The following is an 18,949-nucleotide window of genomic DNA, read 5'->3' as shown; positions in this document are numbered from 1 at the left end:
CCTATAAAAAAATAATCTAGTCATTAAATATTTTAATCAAAAACGCAAAGGGTTTAAAGCCCTTTGCGTCTTATTTTTTATTTATTGAAATGATGTCCACCTGCAGCTTTATTCAAACGATTCATATAGGCCAAACTTTCTTCGCCTTCATCGAATCCTTGAACATAGATGGTTTCGATATCATCTTTATCGTCAAAATAACGTAGACCACCAAACAAATTATGGTCAGCATCAACCAAATTATTGCCCAAATCAAATTTATTTTCGCCAGGCAAGTCAATTTTATCCAAAACAGATTTTAATGCTGCCACTCCAGTTTTAGCATTAAAATCAATCTTACTAAAGTCAGCTGGATTATCAACAACAGTAACTGGTTCACTCGGCGCATAATGACGATACTTCATTCCTGGAGCCTTTGGCACTTCTTTATCTGAGACTTTACCAGTATTAATCAAAACTTTTTCGCCTAAAACTTTACTTAATTCTTCTGGCGTAATTTCACCTGGACGAAGTACGATAGGCGTTTTTACTGACAAATCAATAATTGTTGATTCAAGACCTACGCGAGTCGGACCATCATCAATAATCCCAGCAATCTTGCCCTTTAAATCATGATAAACATGCTCAGCAGTCGTTGGACTAGGCTTAGTAGAAGTATTAGCAGATGGTCCTACAATTGGATAGCCTAATTTAGCAATTAAATCATGCGTCAATTGATCATCTGGGCAGCGAAAGGCTACTGTATCTAACCCACCAGTAACAGCAGTAGGAAGAGTACCTGGCTTTACAAATAAAAGCAAAGTCAACGGACCTGGCCAGAAATGCTTAATTAGCTTCTTAGCTCTTTCAGGTACTTCTTTAGCGTAGCGTTCCATCGTCTTTTCATCAGAGACGGTCACAATTAGCGGATTATCGCTAGGACGGCCTTTAGCAGCATAAACGCCCTTAACAGATTTTTCTTTTGTTGCAATCGCACCTAAGCCATAAACAGTTTCAGTTGGAAAAGCTACCAATTCGCCTTTTGTAAGTAAATCAACGGCTTCATCAAGTTGATCTTTCTTAAAAATCTTTGTTTCCATAATCTTTTATTTTTGCCACCTTCCATGAACCATGCGTGGCTTATCTGCCATGTCGTTTCTAAATTCAATCTCAAAATCAGGTAATTCTTTAGCAAACAATTCTTTTAATTGTTCTTCTTCGCTAAAACCAAATTCTAAGAAGAATTCACCATGACTATTTAAGTGCTCACGCACCTGTTTTGCAAATTTTTTATAAAAATCTAAGCCATCCTTACCTGCAAATAAGGCTTCTTTAGGTTCATTTTGCAAAACATTTTCATCCATGACGTTTTTCTCGGTCGTCTTAATATAAGGTGGATTAGAAATGATTAAATCGAATTTTTCCAAACCGATTAATACATTGGCTTTGCGCGTAGTAACATCCAAACCATAAGTCAAAAAGTTCTCTTCACTTGTTCTTAAAGCGGTATCAGTTATATCGCTAGCATATAAAATTAAATCTGTAATGCTTTTTTTCTCAGCTTCTTTAGCTAGTGCTACAGTAATGCACCCTGAACCGGTACCCAAATCTAAAACCTTATCTCCCGTTTTAAGTGATTTAAGCGCCCATTCGATTAATTCTTCTGTTTCAAAACGCGGAATCAAAACACCACGCTGCACCATAATCTTATAGCCTAAAAACCAAGCATAACCCAAGATATATTGCGGTGAAACGCCCCTAGCTAATTTCTTGATATCCTTATTAGCTTGCTTGATTTGATCTGCAGTTAAGACCATGTCCTGCTTCATCTCAAACTCGCTTGGCGTTAGATTAAGTTGCTCGGCTAATAGAAAGTCAATATCTTCTGGACGCGCATTTTCAGCAGCCTCTCCTGCTTTAATACGCAGCTCCTTCAATGTTTTAGGCATTTTGATCAGCCAACTCCTCTAATTGTTTCGTTTGATTATAAAGAATCAATGCATCAATAATTTCATCAAGTTCACCGTTCATTACTCGATCAAGCTTGTTAATAGTTAAACCAATGCGGTGATCAGTAACCCTATTTTGTGGGTAGTTATACGTTCTAATTCTTTCTGAACGATCCCCAGTACCAACGGCATTCTTACGCTTAGCATCATATTTAGCCTGGTTTTTGCTTTCATAATAATCGTAAACACGTGATTTCAAAATTTGCATGGCTTTTTCACGGTTTTGCTGCTGACTACGTTGATCCTGCATCGCAACTACAATTCCAGTTGGCAAGTGAGTCATTCTTACGGCACTTGAGGTCTTGTTAATATGCTGACCACCGGCACCACTTGAACGGTAAACGTCAACCCGGATATCCTTAGGATCAATGTCAATATCTACCTGTTCATATTCTGGCATAACAGCAACAGTAGCAGTTGAAGTATGAACACGGCCCTGAGATTCAGTTACTGGAATACGCTGAACACGGTGAGCCCCGTTTTCATACTTTAATTTTGAATAAACCTTGTCCCCCGTAATCATGATGGCAACACGCTTATAACCACCAACTTCTGTTGGTTCAGAATCAATCATTGAAACCTTCCAGTTTTGCCGTTCTGCGTATTTTTCATACATTCTCAGCAAATCACCAGCAAACAATGAGGCTTCATCACCACCAGCGGCACCACGGATTTCCATAATGATATCCTTATCATCATTAGGATCCTTAGGCAGCATCAAAATCTTAATTTCATCTTCCAGTTTAGGAATTTCCTTTTCGATTTCCGCATTTTCTTCTTTAGCTATTTCAATCAAATCATTATCTGATTCGTTGGCAATAATTTCTTTATTATCAGCGATTTCCTTTTTATCTGCCTTGTACTTCTTGTATTTTTGAACAACTTCGCGCAAATCGGCTTCTTCTTTAGAAATCTCCATGTAGCGCTTGGTATCATTGATAACTTCTGGATCGGCCATCATTTCTTGAAGTTCTTCATAGTGAGCTACCAAGCCCTCTAATTGAGCCATAACTTTATCCATAAATTACTAATCCTCTCTATTTCTTAAGACCTGGGTGAAAATAGTGATAACGGCAAACTGGGTAATAGCTTTCATCGCCACCAATTTGTACTTGTTCACCTTCATATACAGGCTTTCCATTATTAATTCTTAAATTCATTGTTGCCTTGTGACCACAATAATGGCAAATGGTCTTCATCTCTTCTATCTTATCAGCAAAAATCAATAAATTTTCGCTACCTTCAAATAGATGATTTTGAAAGTCATTCTTTAAACCAAAAGTCATCACTGGAATATTAAACTCATCCACAATTTTAGCGCATTCTAAAACATGATGTCTTTTTAAAAACTGCGCTTCATCAATTAAAACACAAGCTAGCTTTCCATCACCATCAGCAAGGTCTTCATCATTCATTTTTTTAATATAATCAAACAAATTCATTTGCTCGGTAATTGGAATAGCCCGACGGTGCAACCCAATTCTAGAAGCTACGGTCCCTACGCCACTACGGTTATCAAGTCCACTAGTCATCAGGGCAATCTTGCGACCTTGAGCTTCATAGTTGTGCGCCACTTTCAAGATTTCAATTGTCTTACCGCTACTCATCGCGCCATAACGAAAAAATAATTGCGCCACTTTTTGGCTCCCCCTCTCTTTGAAAAAAGTCTTCGCTTTACTCCCCCTCTCTTTGAAAAAAGTCTTCGCTTTAATAGTATAGTTGAAAAATTAATTTTGTGCAGTCAAATAAACATGAAAAACTCGTTTTCGTGCATGCTCTATGCTAAACTTAGACATAGTTTTAAAGTGAGGGATGTACATGAGTTTTAAATCAGGAATCGCTAAAATTGCCGGAAAATCCAGTTACTGGTTCTTGCATAACGTCTTAAAGGGCGGCACAAGTTTTCCCGGTAAATTAGCAATGAAAATTGATCCGGCAGTCCTTAACTCTTTAGCTAAGGGTTATGAAACAGTTATCGTTACTGGAACCAACGGTAAGACAATGACAACTGCATTAATTGTTGAAGCCTTAAGAAAAAAATATGGCGACGTATTAACCAACCCTTCTGGCTCAAATATGCAGCAAGGAATTGTTACTGCCTTTTTGGCTCATAAACATAAACGAGTTAAACGCAAAATTGCGGTTCTAGAAGTTGACGAAGCCAACGTAAAGATGGTTACTAAATTGCTCCATCCTAGTGTCTTTGTTTTAACTAATATTTTTCGGGATCAAATGGACCGCTACGGTGAAATCTATACTACTTATGACAAAATTGTAAACGGAATTAAGTTAGCACCTGAGGCAACAATTATCGCCAATGGTGATGCAAGCATTTTTTCTTCGGTAGAATTGCCTAATAAAAAGATTTTCTATGGTTTCAAGTTAGCTGATGATCAACCAGCTAATGATTTTAAGGCTCCAGTGAATACCGATGGTGTCCTTTGTCCTAAGTGCGACCATATTTTGCATTATCATGAACGCATCTATGCCAACTTAGGTGATTTCTTCTGTCCTAACTGCGGCTATCATCGCCCTGATTTAACCTTTACAGTGAATAAAATTGTTGATCAAACCCCTAACAGCCTAAAATTCCAAATGGGCAATAAGCAATACTCCATTAATATTGGCGGTACTTACAATATTTACAATGCTTTAGCTGCTTACTCCGTTGCCCGTCACTTTGGTTTAACTGAGGCGGAGGTTGCCCAAGCATTTGCTGAAAATAAACGGATTTTTGGTCGGCAAGAATTAATTCATTATGGCGGTAAAGACATCGACCTAATCTTGGTTAAAAATCCAGTTGGACTTGATGAAGTATTGCACATGCTCAATACTGAAAAAGATGATTATTCACTAGTTGCTTTGCTTAACGCTAATCATGCTGATGGGATTGATACTTCTTGGATCTGGGATGCAGATTTTGAAGGATTAGATCGCAGCAAGATTAAAAAGGTCCTTGTCGGCGGTCAACGCTGGCATGATATGGGCTTTAGACTGGAAATTTCTGGCTTTGATCCTGGAACAATGAGTACTAATCCAGACGATGATAGTCTAATCGAAGAAATTAAGAAATTACCAACCAAAAAGGTCTACATTCTTTCAACTTATACTGCAATGTTAGCGTTAAGAAAGAAAATGGCAGAAAAGAAAATTATTAAAGCTGGTATGTAGAAAAAAGCTGGAAAAATCCAGCTTTTTTATTTTTGACTAAAAATAAAAATGACTTGAGATAAAACTCAAGCCATTTTTCAAACTATTGAGATATTGGGGCTCGAACCCAAACATCCAGGAACCAGAATCCTGTGCCTTACCAATTTGGCTATATCTCAGTAATAGATCACCCGTACGAGAATTGAACTCATAACTCCACCTTGAGAGGGTAGCGTCTTAACCATTTGACCAACGGGCGAATCAACACTCATAATTATGCTTTTTTCTTCTGCGCTTGTCAAGTCATTTTGCTATAATGTAAGTGTCAATATTTTTCAGGATGGTTAAAAATGATTGATTATAACAAAACACAGCATTTAATTGAATCAATGGTCTTTGAACGAGTTGTTCCAGGTGTAAACTATACTTTCATCAAAGGCAAACAAATTTCCACTTCAACTACTGGCTTTGCCAGTATTTACCCAGAAGTAACGCAACTTAGTCCTTTTGCAGAATATGATTTAGCAAGTTTGACCAAAGTTTTGGCAACAGAAAATGTGCTCCTAAAACTTTATGACCAAGGCAAACTCAACTTTACTGAACCCTTACAGGAATTCGTTCCTGAATTTCATGATCCGCGCATTCGGCTTTATCATTTGCTAACACATACTAGCGGCATTCGCGGTTGGATTCCCCATCGTGATGAATTAAGCCATGACGAACTTCTAAAAGCGATTGTTAATCTTCCCGTTACAGATGAGTTCGAACACAAGATGCGTTACGCAGATACAAATTTCATTCTCTTGGGATTAGTTATTAAAAAAATCTTTGGCAAACCTGTCCAAGCAGTTGCCACACAAGAAGTGCTTAAGCAAATGCCACTAGAAAACACAACCTTTGCCCCACAAAAAGATGATTGTATTCCCACTGCAATCCTTGATGGTCAGGTATTGCAAGGCATCCCTCATGACCCGAAGGCCAGACAATTAAAGGCCGACTGCGGTTCAGCAGGACTTTTTTCTAACATGCGCGATCTAATTACCTTTGCCCAAGGATACCTTGGCTTAAAACGAGATATTTTGCCTTACAGTCAAGATACAGTCAGCCTTTTATTCGACAACAAAAATCCCCAAGGAGTTAAACCACGTTCTTGGGGCTGGGATTTGCGTTTTGATCCGCATGAGCATTATCCGATTATCTTGCACACAGGTTTCACTGGAACTTTAATAATCTTAGATCGGCTTAAGCGCAGTGGCCTAATTTTATTAACTAACCGCGTTCACCCTACTGGACACAACACTATCTTTCTAGCCATGCGCGAAAAAATAATTCGTAATTTTCTAAATGAAAATACCAAAATATAGAATAAAAAGACGACTGTGTGTCAGTCGTCTTTTTATTCTCTCACTAAATTTCATCATCTGTATACTATTATAACTTATTTTTAAAGAGCTGTCTTGCCATTTTCTGCTTTAAACATTCTAAAATAGCTAACTAAGATAATCAGACTAATTACTAACGTAAACCAAAATGCTGCCTGACTACCCTGAGCCGTAGCAAGGACATAAGAAGTATTATTTTGCTTTTGTCCCGCAGCAATAATGCTAGCTAAGATAGTAGTTCCTAAAGAACCGGCAAGTTGTTGACTAGTTTGACAAATTGCTGTTGCGTCCGCACGAAGTGCACCCGTTTCCATCTTAAGCGACTCGGCTAAGGTATTGCTAAAAGCCATTCTATGACCTAACATCATTAGCCCATAAATAACAATGATCATCAAACTAGTCAAATTCATGCCTAAAACAGCAAATAATAGGTAGCTAAGGGCCATTAGACTACCGCCAGCATAGAGTGGCAGCTTAGCCCCCAACTTTGTCGTAGAGACTGCCAAAATAAGGATTAAGCAGTCCCGCAATGATACTGCCAGGAAGTAAGACCAATCCACCAATCAGCGAACTTTGTTTGCCTACAATCTGAATGTAATTAGGCAAAACAAAGCTGATCCCTATATTGTTAAACTGCAACAGAAAATAAGCTAAAGCGCCAAAAATAAATGATTTTTGCTTGAAAACTGCCAAATCCAGCATTTTCTTTGAAGAACTTTTAGCTCTTTTAACAAATAATCCTAATAAAATGGCAGTTACTACTAGTAAAAGCCAAAATAAGGGATTCCCTAAACCACTGCTAATTTGATTGACTCCAACAGTCAGTGTAATAAAAGCTGCTGATAAAATAATAAAAGACAACCAATCAAAGCTATTTTTCACCTGCTGATGATATTGTCCTACTACAAAAATACCTGCCAGAAATACAACCAAGGTTATGATCGTAACAATTACAAAAATCCAACGCCAATTTAAATAAAAAGTCGTCACACCGCCAAAAGCTGGTCCCAAGGTTGGCGCCATAGCAATTACTAATCCGGCAATTCCCATATAAACGCCCCATTTAGCTCGTGGCATAATTTCTGTTACCAAATTAAACATCAATGGCGTACTTAATCCTGCACCTAAGGCTGAAATTAGGCGTCCTAATAGCAAAACGGGAAAGCTTGGTGCAACTGCACTGATCACACTACCAACCATAAAGCCCAAGCAGGCAACGACAAATAATTGTTTAGCCGTAAAACGATCATTTAAATACGACGAGCAAATCATAATAATCGCAATTGCTAATAAATATCCCGTCGTCGTCCACTGAATCGTGTCCAAACTAACATGAAATTGTCTCATCATTGTCGGAAAAGTGACGTTCAAACTCGTTTCTGTCAAAATCCCTACAAATGACATAAATGCAGCTGATAAAACAGCTAAAATATTTTTGGTTTCTTTCTGCATAAAACAGCTCCTCTACCCACAGAAAAAGAGCAGAAAACTTAATTCGTTTTCTACTCTTTCTTTAACTAACTTACGTTAATTATATTAAACTACATACTATCAAATATGCTGAGTATAGCTATTTTTTAAAGACGCTTAGCTAAATCGTCGTGTAAGTTTTCATAACCTGGCTTGTTAAGAAGACCAAACATATTACGCTTGTATGCTTCAACACCTGGTTGGTTGAATGGGTTAATACCGTTCAAGTAACCTGAAATAGCAATTGCTAATTCGAAGAAGTAAATCATGTAACCAAGAGTATGAGCTGATTGGTCTGGAATGTTAACAGTCATTACAGGAACACCACCATCGGTGTGAGCTAAAACAACACCTTCATAAGCACGGTCGTTTACGTAGTTCAAGCTCTTGCCTTCCAAGAAGTTAAGTTGGTCAAGGTTCTTTTCATCACTAGGAATCTTAACATCATGACGTGGGCTTTCAACACGAATAACAGTTTCGAACAAGTTACGTAAACCTTCTTGGATGTATTGACCAAGTGAGTGCAAATCAGTAGTGAAGTTAGCACTTGATGGGTAGATACCCTTTTGATCTTTACCTTCTGATTCACCCATCAATTGCTTGCACCATTCACCAAACATTCTTAAAGTTGGTTCGTAGTTTTCAACAATTTCAGTAGTGTAGCCTTTGCGGTAAAGAATGTTACGCAATGCAGCGTATTGGTAAGGGTTTGCCTTGGATAAATCAGTATCAGCGTAATCAGCACGAGCATCTGCTGCACCCTTCATCAATTCATCGATGTCTGCACCTGAAGCAGCAATTGGAAGTAAACCAACAGCTGAAAGGACACTGTAACGACCACCAACATCATCTGGAACTACGAATTCTTCGTAGCCTTCTGCGTCAGCTTCGGTCTTCAAAACACCCTTTTGACGGTCAGTAGTTGCGTAAATTCTCTTAGCAGCTTCTTCTTTACCATACTTCTTGATTAACTTGTCTTTAAAGATTCTAAATGCTACTGATGGCTCAGTAGTAGTACCTGACTTAGAAATAACGTTTACGCTAAAGTCCTTGTCGCCTAACCATTCAATCAAGTCATAAAGGTATGAACCTGAAAGTGAGTTACCACAGAAGACAACAGTTGGCATACCGTTCTTTTCCTTGCCGTAAAATGCACTGTTCAAGAATTCAATTGCAGCTTGTGCACCAAGGTATGAACCACCGATACCAATACAAATCAAAACTTCTGAATCTGATTGGATCTTCTTAGCGGCCTTCTTGATACGAGCAAATTCATCCTTATCATAGTCAACTGGTAAATCAACCCAACCACGGAAATCATTACCAGCACCAGTACCATCACGAAGTTCAGCATTAGCAGCGTTTACCATAGCTTGCATTTCGCTTAATTCATTTTCGTGAACAAATGGAGTAAGTTTACTACTATCAAATTTAATTAAACTCATAAATCTGCTTCCTAACTATTAAAAAAATTTTACAGCTCTATTTTAACAATCTTGTCTATTGAATACCAGTATCATTTACAAGCGCATTCATAGTTTTTGAAAAAATTTATAAATTCCATAGCCAATAACTGCGCCACAAGTATTAAAAAACACATCATCAATATCGCTAACTCCCGTTGCCAAAAAGAACTGAAGCATTTCAATTCCAATTGAGGTCAACATCCCTAATATGGCAGTTTTGATAAATGATGCTTTTTTTGAAAAAACAATTGGAAATAAGATCCCAAATGGAACAAAGCACAAAATATTGCCAAAAGAATTATAAAAGAAATCTAGTCGACTAGGTGCATAAATTAATTTCCAAGTCTCCTTCATAAAAATGAGATTAATATCACTTAAGGGCCTGCTGAAATGAAAATCAATTTGCCACGGAAAATAAGTATCGCGAAAAGTCGTTAACATTAAAATCAAAATTAAATAAAAGGCAAATAGCCACACTCCCGCCTCAGACCTCACACTTCTGCGATGGCGAATCAGCAATAACCAAAAAAGGCGCAAAATAGCAAATATCAAAAAATAAAAGATCGTCTTATCCAGCGCCAAAAATGTTAATTTGACTAATGCAAAATGATTAATACTAGTTGCGTATTGTTTTGCCAGGAAACTATATAACGGGCCGAGAAATAGCATGCCTTGCCTCTTTCTAAAATATTCCTTTTAGATTATACCCATTTTTTTAGCTGGCAATTATTAAAAAAAAGATAACTCTTCACAAATCGTTGTTTTAACCAGCTCTAACCATTAAAATTAGAGGTTGTTAAAGGAGCGCGTATCAATGAAGAAAAAACTCACGCATTTTATTCAAACAAGGACTGGCTTTTTAACATTATTAGTATTTTGTTTTTGGCTAAAATATCTTTTTGCCGCTTATCTTGATTTTAATCTTGGACTAGCGGATCCATATCAACACATCATCATGTGGCTAAGTCCGATTGGCACCGCCGTTATTTTGATCAGCTTAGGTTTTTATTTTCCTAAACCAATCATCTCTTATATTGCAATGCTAGTCATGGATTTTGCCAATACAGCACTATTATTCGCAAATATTATTTATTACCGACAATTTTCCGATTTTTTGACCATTAAGACCATGTCCAATGCTGGCAAAGTCTCGCAAGGACTAGGCAAAAGCACCGTTGCGTTGCTTCATCCTAGCGATATCTTCATTTGGATTGATTTAATCATCATTATTGCGTTATTAATTATGCACAAAATTAAAATTGATCAAAAATCCTACGGTATTTCCACTCCTTTTGCCGTTACCTCTGTAGGGGCACTTATACTGACCTTTAACATTTTCCTAGCTGAAACTTCCCGACCTCGTCTTTTGCGTAATACTTTCGATCGCTCTTATGTAGTCAAATATCTAGGCATCGATACTTTCACAGCCTATGATGTTTTCAAAAGCGCACAGAATGTTCAAGTTACAAAAAATGCTAATGCTTCAGATTTAAACAAGATCTTAACCTTTACTAAAAAACAACACGCGGCTCCCAACCCTTCATATTTTGGCGTAGAAAAAAAGCGCAACGTCATCATCATTCACTTAGAAAGCTTCCAGCAATTCCTAATCAATCTGAAGATTAACGGCAAGCCTGTAACGCCATTTCTTAACTCACTTTATCAAAATAAACATACGCTCAGTTTTGCCAACTTTTATCACCAAGTCGGCTTAGGTAGAACTAGTGATGCAGAAAATATGTTAGAAACAGGTACCTATGGCATTTCTGATGGTTCACTCTTTACCTCGCTAGGTTCAGAAAATACTTTTCAAGCTGCACCACAGATCTTGCGTAATGACGGCTACATCTCTGCTGTTTTTCATGGTAACGTAGGCAGTTTTTGGAATCGCAATGACGTTTATAAAAATATGGGCTACAACTATTTCTTTGATAAAAATTATTATAGTCCCGAAGCCAAAGACGCTAGTGGCTACGGTTTAAAAGATAAGTTGCTATTTGCCGAAAGCATTAAATACCTCGAACAAATGCAGCAACCATTTTATGCAAAATTTATCACGGTCACTAATCACATTCCATTTGAATTAGATAAAAAAGACCAAGATCCTAACTTTAAAACAGCAAACACTCGCGATCAAACTATCAATAATTATTTCGAGACAGCTCACTATTTAGATGAATCAATTCGCGAATTCTTTAATTATTTAAAATCATCAGGTCTATATAAAAATTCAATGATCATTATCTATGGTGATCATTACGGCTTGAGCAATTCTGAAAATGAAACGTTAGCTCCTATTATTGGCGAAAGTTCCGACACCTGGAATACCTATAATAATGTTCAAATGCAACGTGTACCATTTATGATCCACGCTAATAATTTAAAGGGCAAAATTAGTCATGAAGTCGCGGGAGAAATCGATGTTCTGCCAACTTTGATGCATTTACTAGGCATTAGCAATAAAGATTACGTTCAATTCGGTAGCGACATGCTCTCGCCGCACCGCCAAAACTGGATTGTCTTTCGTAACGGTACAATTGTTAGTCAAAAGTACATTATTGTTGGAGCTAAGGGAATTAAAGGCACGGTTTATAATCACATTAATGGCAAGCAAATCATTAATTTTACCCCTCAGGAGAAGCGAGAAATTACTGAACTGGCTAAAAAGGCTAAGGAATCATTGCATTATTCTGATTTGCTTAATAGCCACAACTTGCTTCGCCTCTACACCCCTGCTGGCTTTGTTCCTACTGATCCAACTCAGTTCAACTACGCCTTGAATTATCAAAAGATGATTGCATTGCGCGACGGCTTGGCTAATAAATCTACTTCACTCTACAGCAAGCATCATGGTACAACCACCAAACTGTATCATACAGATGCTCCTGAACTGAAAAATAGACAGCAAGAAATTACTCAAATCCCTGAAAATATTAAAGATAATAAAAACAAAGAAGACAAAAACAATTCAAAAGAAAATACGCAAAATTAAAAGCCTGGGAATTCCCAAGCTTTTTTCTAATTCTTTTTTACAAATTGTTCAAAACCATGATCATAAAAGGTGACAGTAAAGGTTGATCCTTGACCAGGTTTGGAATTTACGGTGACGTTGCCTCCATGTTGTTTAATCAAAGAAGACACAATAGCTAATCCCAACCCGGATTCACCAGTACCCATTCGCGCTCTTGAAGGATCAGCTTTAAAGAAACGTTCAAAAATGTACTTGATCTGGTTGGCACTCATTCCAATTCCATTATCTTGCACAGATAATTGGGTACCATGAGCAATCCTTTTGCCTGAAATTTCAACTTGCCCATCATGAGTAAATTGAATGGCATTCTGTATTAAATTAACCATTACTTGTGTAAAACGATCACGGTCTGCATAAATTGGCAGCTTTTCGGGGCCAGTGACAATTAATTGATCATTAGCCTTTTTGGCATTTTGACTAAGTTGCGATTTTAAGTCTTGCAGGATCGGCATAGCATCAAAATTAGTTTTAATTAACATAATCTGATTATTACGGATTTTCTCATAATCCAGATTTTCATTAACCAGACGAATCAACCGCTTAGTTTCTCTTTGCATTAAAGCAATCGATTTGGGCTTAGATTCTTCTGGGATCGCGTCATATTGTAATCCTTCCAAGATACCATTAATAGTTGTTAGCGGCGTTCGCATCTCATGTGCAGCATCAGCCATAAATTGATCACGCCGCGTTTCCTGAGCCTTGATTTCCTCATTCGATTGCTTCAAAGCCTGCACCATTTTATTAAAGTTTTCAGCTAGCTGATCAATCTCATCACTATCTTTATGTTCAATTTGAACATTGAAATTACCAGCCGCAACCTTTTGCGTTGCTCGAGACAATCGCTTAATTCGCTTAGTTGAATAATAGGAAATAATAAAACTGAGGATCAATCCAACAGCTACAGTAATCAACAAAGCCCGTAACAAATTACGCTTAGCTAGATAAATCGGTCGCTCAACTCGCTTAACCCTAGAACTGATCCAAGCAACACCAACAAGATTTTTATCATTCATCCATGGCACTAAAACGCCGGTATATGCATCCTTAGTTGAGGCAATTGGTGAAGTTTCATTATGGTTATTCTGAATTCGGATCTCTTGTCCATTTTTTAAAGTTGAGAAAATATTCTTAGATAGTTGAATTCTAGCATTTGTTTTCGGATAAATTTGTTCATTTTGATCATTAAAGATCCGTAAATGAACATCTTCTCCGCGCAATACAAATTCCAATTGATCTAAGAAGTTATTGCTTAAACGAGCTGTACCAGCCTGGCTATCAGCTTCTGCAAGAGCACCTAATGAATTAGCATAGCCTTCCATCCGTTGATAGTTTTGCATATAAGCTTGATTTCGCGCATAGCCAATTCCTGAATAGCCAATAATCGAAATTGTAGTCACAATGATGAGCAAAAACCCCAACATATTTTGGTAAATTAGTTTCATCCTTATTTTGCCTGTGAATCGTCAAACTTATAACCAACGCCCCAAACCGTTTGGATTACCTTAGCTCCAACTTTTTCAAGTTTTTGGCGTAATTTTTTGATGTGAGCATCAACTGTTCGCTCTTCACCATAATATTCATAACCCCAAACCAATTCTAAAAGCTGATCACGCGAAAAGACTTGCTTAGGCTTCTGAGCCATTGTATAAAGCAAGTCAAATTCTTTCGGCGTCAAGTCAGTTACTGGTTGATTATCAAATAAAACTTCACGTCTATTTTTAGAAATTTTTAGATGATTGGTTACGATTTCATAATCCAAGTCTTCCTCTTGTGCAGTTCCTGGCTCCTCTTCCATCATTACTCGACGATGAAGTGCCTTGATTCGCGCAATTAAAGCAAGCGGACTAAAGGGCTTAGTAACATATTCATCCGCACCAATGCCTAGTCCTAGCACTTGGTCGGCTTCACTGCCCCTAGCAGTCAGCATGATAATTGGGACAGTTGGCGAAATTGCCCTAACTTCCTTAGCCACTTGAATGCCATCTTTCTTAGGTAGATTCAAATCCAAGGTAATTAAATCATACTTAGCTGCATTTTTCTTAAACATATCGACGGCTTCGACACCATCGACAGCAATATCTTGTTGCCAACCTTCTTTTTTGAAAAACATTCCCATCATTTCAGCAACTGAATTATCATCTTCGACCATTAATATTCTTAAATTCATTATTGATCCCTGAATCCTTTTGTTCTCTTACGTTTCACTTGATCAGGATCAACATAGTCATGTGGCAATTCATGCCTTGTAGATAAAAATTTCTTCAAACTTTTTTCAGTATAAACAATCGGCAATAAAATAAATAAATAAAAAGTTAATAGCCAAACGAGAAAATAGCGATCCCAATTCAAAAAGTGAATAATTACTCCAATCACAGCTTGAATTAAACCGAAGAGAATACAATACCAGCTCGCCCTCTTCTGAGCGAACTTAAAACTCTCCTTGTTAACTTGCGCAAGATAAGATAAATAGCCATAAATTCGATTAGGCCTCTTAACTGGCAAAATCAGCCAAATTATCCCAATTACCATCATAACTGAGCCACAAGCGACATAGATCACAACTTCTCACTCCTAATTCTGATAAATTAAACGGTTATTTCTCACCCGGTGCAGACATAACTATTCTCATTTTACCAGTGAAAGTGAAATTCTTCATCTCATTTGGAACAATTAAATTGGTTCCCATCTTCAAATCATATGATTTGCCATCAGCTTCTAATTTTCCTTCGCCTTTAATGACTGAAACTAACAGGTATGGATGATTTTTAAGGCCAGTCTTCCAAGTATCATCAAGGTCAATTTGCCATAAATAAAAGTGTGGCGAAACTGGTGGCTCAACTAAAGTCTTTATTTCTGCATCCTGATCTGTATCAGTTTTAACATCAAGCTTTGGGTCAACATGTGGTACAGTAGTAACATCAATTGACTTTTGAGTATGAAGTTCACGCTTCTTACCTGTCTTTTTATCAACACGATCGTAATCGTAAAGACGGTAGGTTACATCGCTTGATTGTTGAGTTTCAATAACCAAGCAACCTTTAGTCAAGGCGTGAATGGTGCCTGCTGGGACGTAGAAGAAGTCGCCAGCTTTAACTGGAACTTTTCTTAATAATTTATCCCATTCACCATTGTGAATCATATCGGCTAATTCTTCCCGAGTCTTAGCATGATGACCATAGATAATGTAAGCACCTGGATCTGCTTGCATAACATACCAGCTCTCGGTTTTACCCGAATCGTTTTCTACCTTGCGAGCATAATCATCATCCGGGTGTACTTGAACTGATAAGTTATCGTTAGCATCCAAAAACTTTACCAATAATGGAAATTCCTTAGCTTTAGGATTACCGAATAATTCAGGATGTTCCAAATAAACTTCTCTTAATGACTTACCTTTAAGTGGGCCCTCAGTAACAGTGGAAGCATCGTCTTTATAACCAGAAATAATCCAGGCTTCGCCGACCTTCCCTTCTGGAATATCATAGTTAAAAATATCTTTTAATTTACGTCCACCCCAAATTTTTGGTCTAAAGTACGGGGTTAAAAATAATGGTTCCATTTAAATCACCTCATGTAAAGTATATACTTTGCAGCCATAAAAATGAAACCCTTTTCTTACTTATATGTTAACTAAATGTTTTGTATGTAAAGCTGATTATTTTACTTATGACCTTTTTCATAATAAAAAACCGTAAGTTCAAAACTTACGATTTTATCATCTATGGAGATGAGGGGAGTTGAACCCCTGTCCAAACGCATCTCGTCATTGACCTCTACGATCATAGTTATATTACTTGAACTTCACTAGCCCAAAACGCCATATAACAGGGCTAGGATGAGCTAGCTAACCTGTTAAGACTCTTTTCAACTATTCAGGTGAGGTAGTTAAACGTAACTCGCTAAAGTTGATACTCGATTCCAGCCACGAGTAAACCGAAAAAGAGCAACGCATGCGCTAAATTAAGCAGCTAATGCGTAAGAATTTTTGTTATTTGCAGTTATATTTAACTGTAACGTTTTTACGTAGACGTAACCTACGAACCGCAGTCAATGCGGGTCTACGCCTGTCGAATCCCAAAAACATCCCCTTGAGACTCTCTTATTTTAGCACAGACTTACACTAACTGCCAATAAAAAGCTTAATTAATATGTGTTAAACGCACAACATCACGTTCAATGATTAGCTCTTCATTGGTTGGGATTACCATAGCTTTAACTTTTGAGTTAGGCTTGGTAATAAAGTTTTCGCCATTTTTTCCATTAGCTTCTTCATCCGGAATTACGTCCAGATATCTAAAGGCATCCATCACAGCTTGACGTACGCCAACATCATGTTCACCAATACCAGCAGTAAAGACAATAGCATCTACTCCGCCCATCTCGGCAATATAAGCACCAACATAACGCACAATTCGATTAATGAAGATCTTTCTGGCTAATTTAGCACGATCCGTATTGCTCTCACGCACATCACGCATGTCAGGAGAAATACCGGATATGCCCAATAAACCTGACTTGTTATTCATAATATGAATCATTTCATCAATTGACTTATGTTCAACATGCATTAAATGTTGAACAACAGATGGATCGATGTCTCCTGTTCGAGTAGCCATTGTTATCCCAGCAATTGGACTAAAACCCATTGAAGTATCAAAAGATTTACCATCCTTCACAGCAGTCACTGAAGCACCAGATCCTAAATGACAAATAATCAGTTTCAAATCTTTTAAATCTTGACCCATCATTTCAGCGGCGCGTGGAGCGGTATAACGAATTGAAGTACCATGTGCGCCATATTTACGTATGCCATATTTCTCATGGTATTCATATGGTAATGAATACAAATAATGGACTGGATCTAAGCTTTGGTGATATGTCGTATCAAAAACGGCCACTTGAGGTACATCAGGCAGAACATTCATGAATGCTTCGATCCCTCGGCCTTCTGCGGGATTATGAAGCGGAGCATAATCTTCTAATTCATAGATGTGGGACAAATTTTCTTTGGTAATAATTGTCGAATCCTTAAAATATTCGCCGCCATTAACTACTCGGTGTCCGACACCAACAATTTCATTTAAATCACTCACTACTTTAAATTCTTTTAAAAACTTCAGTAGTAGATTAACTGCAGCTTCTTGATCAGCGATATCTGTTTTTTCAACGTGCTTGCTACCATCAGCCAACTTAATTTCAAAAGAAGCATTATCCAAACCAACTCGATCAGCCATGCCTTTTGCAATTACTTTTTCGTCTGGCAATGAAAAGAGCTTATACTTAAATGAAGAACTACCCGAGTTAATAGCCAAAACTTTTTTCATAAAAAATTATTCCTCTTCTTTCAATTAATGAGTTATTTTAGTATACCATTCATCCAATTTTACATTAAAGCGGATTAAAGCTTCTTCTTTCTTTAATGAATCCAATTTGGTTAGCAATACTTCACTACTTGTAGCATGATCGCCATGATTTTGAAAGACTAGGATTGATTTCTGATTAAATTTATTCTTAAACATGTCATCCGGCAATTCCACAATTGCTTTAAGATAAACTTTTTTAGTCAACCATGGCATAAATTCAGCTCCGATTTTACCAGATAAGATAGCCTTAGGCACAACTAAAAACGCGTACCCATTAGGCTGTAAGTTTCTAATAATCTGTTCAATTAACAATAAATGGGCAAAAGAGTGTCCTTTTTCCGCCCTATTTTCATAATTCTTAGCATTTTCATCAACTGGATAATAACCAATCGGCAGATCACTAACGATTGCTTCTGGATTAGGACACATCCAAGGCATTAAAGCATCTTGACAATATAGGTCAATATCGATGTTATTCAGATGAGCTGCTACATCGGCTAAATTCAGCATTTCTTCATCATTATCGATTCCAACCAATTGGTAATTATCTTTTGAGTGATTCAATGCTTTTAACTGGGAAACAATCGAAAAGAGCAAGTTTCCTGTTCCAACTGCTGGATCAACCACTTCCATTTGCTCGTCTTTAAGCAATTTATGCATGAGCATTGCCACCACAGTTGAAATTGCTGGTGGCGTGGGCATTTGATTGGCATCTTGACTATCATCATTGATCGCTTTTAAGGTCAAGAAAGTAAAAACTTGGACCTTATTCTTTTGACTAATTTGATCATAATCAAGTGTCTGATATTTTTTACTTAACTGCGCAACTGTTTTCTCATCAGGTGCTCCGTTTTCTACTTTTATTTTTCCCTGTTCTAGATTATCAAAAGTCTCAACTAAAGCTTCTGTAAAGGAAACATTTAAAGCTGCCTGCAAAGTTTGCACACAATCTAAAAATTGATTAAAAATCTTCTCAAAATTTTCCATAGCGTCCCTCCATACCTTAATTATTTTATAGAAAGGCAAGATGAGGTTCAAGAAAAGTCATTTTTTCTCAGTTAAATAATTAATAATCATTAGATTATTTTGCATGTTGCTG

General features: G+C 37.3%; 15 protein-coding genes, 2 tRNA genes, 1 other RNA gene and 1 pseudogene. 3 read left to right on the top strand and 16 right to left on the bottom strand.

All coding sequences use genetic code 11. The annotated features are described in order from the left end of the window. Positions 1-77: 77 nt before the first annotated feature. Genes BLP58_RS02545 through BLP58_RS02530 form a run of 4 tightly spaced genes read right to left on the bottom strand, consistent with a single transcriptional unit; the run spans position 78 to position 3,625 of the window. Positions 78-1,079 (bottom strand): L-threonylcarbamoyladenylate synthase, encoded by a 1,002-nt coding sequence (locus BLP58_RS02545; RefSeq protein WP_013854389.1) that lies wholly within the window; start codon positions 1,077-1,079, stop codon positions 78-80. Between the two features lie 6 nt (positions 1,080-1,085). Then, on the bottom strand, positions 1,086-1,928 hold the full coding sequence (gene prmC / locus BLP58_RS02540; RefSeq protein ID WP_013854390.1) for a peptide chain release factor N(5)-glutamine methyltransferase: 843 nt from the start codon (positions 1,926-1,928) through the stop codon (positions 1,086-1,088). Continuing rightward, positions 1,921-3,009 carry a peptide chain release factor 1 gene (prfA, locus tag BLP58_RS02535; protein ID WP_013854391.1) on the bottom strand — a complete coding sequence of 363 codons (1,089 nt, stop codon included), beginning with the start codon at positions 3,007-3,009 and terminating at the stop codon, positions 1,921-1,923. Before prfA ends, prmC begins: the two co-directional genes overlap by 8 nt. A gap of 16 nt (positions 3,010-3,025) precedes the next feature. Beyond that, positions 3,026-3,625 carry a thymidine kinase gene (locus tag BLP58_RS02530; RefSeq protein ID WP_013854392.1) on the bottom strand — a complete coding sequence of 200 codons (600 nt, stop codon included), beginning with the start codon at positions 3,623-3,625 and terminating at the stop codon, positions 3,026-3,028. Between the two features lie 181 nt (positions 3,626-3,806). Between BLP58_RS02530 and BLP58_RS02525 the strand changes: the two genes are divergently transcribed. Beyond that, the gene (locus tag BLP58_RS02525) at positions 3,807-5,159 is read left to right on the top strand and encodes a Mur ligase family protein (RefSeq protein WP_013854393.1); all 1,353 of its coding nucleotides are present in this window, start codon (positions 3,807-3,809) and stop codon (positions 5,157-5,159) included. 85 nt (positions 5,160-5,244) lie between these two features. On the opposite strand, the gene BLP58_RS02520 is transcribed toward BLP58_RS02525, so the two are convergent. Beyond that, positions 5,245-5,317 (bottom strand) — tRNA-Gln (locus tag BLP58_RS02520). A gap of 8 nt (positions 5,318-5,325) precedes the next feature. Further along, positions 5,326-5,397 (bottom strand) — tRNA-Glu (locus tag BLP58_RS02515). A gap of 91 nt (positions 5,398-5,488) precedes the next feature. On the opposite strand from BLP58_RS02515, the gene BLP58_RS02510 reads away from it, so the two are divergent. Further along, the gene (locus tag BLP58_RS02510; RefSeq protein WP_025084078.1) at positions 5,489-6,502 is read left to right on the top strand and encodes a serine hydrolase domain-containing protein; all 1,014 of its coding nucleotides are present in this window, start codon (positions 5,489-5,491) and stop codon (positions 6,500-6,502) included. 80 nt (positions 6,503-6,582) lie between these two features. Here the strand turns inward: BLP58_RS02510 and BLP58_RS02505 are convergent. The 3 genes and pseudogenes from BLP58_RS02505 to BLP58_RS02495 all read right to left on the bottom strand — a co-directional run bounded on the left by BLP58_RS02505 (position 6,583) and on the right by BLP58_RS02495 (position 10,125). Then, positions 6,583-7,972: pseudogene (locus tag BLP58_RS02505) on the bottom strand (MFS transporter). 125 nt (positions 7,973-8,097) lie between these two features. Continuing rightward, on the bottom strand, positions 8,098-9,435 hold the full coding sequence (locus BLP58_RS02500) for a glucose-6-phosphate isomerase (RefSeq protein ID WP_013854395.1): 1,338 nt from the start codon (positions 9,433-9,435) through the stop codon (positions 8,098-8,100). A gap of 87 nt (positions 9,436-9,522) precedes the next feature. Further along, positions 9,523-10,125, bottom strand: a complete 603-nt coding sequence (locus tag BLP58_RS02495) for a VanZ family protein (protein WP_013854396.1) — start codon at positions 10,123-10,125, stop codon at positions 9,523-9,525. Between the two features lie 145 nt (positions 10,126-10,270). Between BLP58_RS02495 and BLP58_RS02490 the strand changes: the two genes are divergently transcribed. Continuing rightward, the gene (locus BLP58_RS02490; RefSeq protein ID WP_013854397.1) at positions 10,271-12,448 is read left to right on the top strand and encodes an LTA synthase family protein; all 2,178 of its coding nucleotides are present in this window, start codon (positions 10,271-10,273) and stop codon (positions 12,446-12,448) included. A gap of 26 nt (positions 12,449-12,474) precedes the next feature. Here the strand turns inward: BLP58_RS02490 and BLP58_RS02485 are convergent, their stop codons facing one another. The 7 genes from BLP58_RS02485 to BLP58_RS02455 form a co-directional block, all read right to left on the bottom strand. Beyond that, on the bottom strand, positions 12,475-13,929 hold the full coding sequence (locus tag BLP58_RS02485) for a sensor histidine kinase (protein WP_013854398.1): 1,455 nt from the start codon (positions 13,927-13,929) through the stop codon (positions 12,475-12,477). Between the two features lie 2 nt (positions 13,930-13,931). Next, positions 13,932-14,654 carry a response regulator transcription factor gene (locus tag BLP58_RS02480; RefSeq protein WP_013854399.1) on the bottom strand — a complete coding sequence of 241 codons (723 nt, stop codon included), beginning with the start codon at positions 14,652-14,654 and terminating at the stop codon, positions 13,932-13,934. Continuing rightward, positions 14,654-15,046, bottom strand: a complete 393-nt coding sequence (locus BLP58_RS02475; protein WP_013854400.1) for an SdpI family protein — start codon at positions 15,044-15,046, stop codon at positions 14,654-14,656. The genes BLP58_RS02480 and BLP58_RS02475 overlap by 1 nt, the downstream gene beginning before the upstream one ends. 34 nt (positions 15,047-15,080) lie before the next feature. Next, a complete protein-coding gene (manA, locus tag BLP58_RS02470) occupies positions 15,081-16,046 on the bottom strand; it encodes a mannose-6-phosphate isomerase, class I (protein WP_013854401.1) in 966 nt (321 codons plus the stop codon). Between the two features lie 160 nt (positions 16,047-16,206). Continuing rightward, positions 16,207-16,575: a transfer-messenger RNA gene (gene ssrA / locus BLP58_RS02465) on the bottom strand. 51 nt (positions 16,576-16,626) lie between these two features. Next, positions 16,627-17,811 carry an acetate/propionate family kinase gene (locus BLP58_RS02460; protein ID WP_013854402.1) on the bottom strand — a complete coding sequence of 395 codons (1,185 nt, stop codon included), beginning with the start codon at positions 17,809-17,811 and terminating at the stop codon, positions 16,627-16,629. A 24-nt stretch (positions 17,812-17,835) separates the two neighbouring features. Next, positions 17,836-18,837, bottom strand: coding sequence for a class I SAM-dependent methyltransferase (locus BLP58_RS02455; RefSeq protein ID WP_013854403.1), 1,002 nt, complete (start codon positions 18,835-18,837; stop codon positions 17,836-17,838). Between the last annotated feature and the right edge of the window lie 112 nt (positions 18,838-18,949).

Origin of the sequence: Lactobacillus kefiranofaciens (assembly GCF_900103655.1) — a bacterium.
GTDB lineage: Bacteria > Bacillota > Bacilli > Lactobacillales > Lactobacillaceae > Lactobacillus > Lactobacillus kefiranofaciens.
Note: the sequence above shows the minus strand (reverse complement) of the source record. Positions and strands in the feature narration are given on the sequence as shown.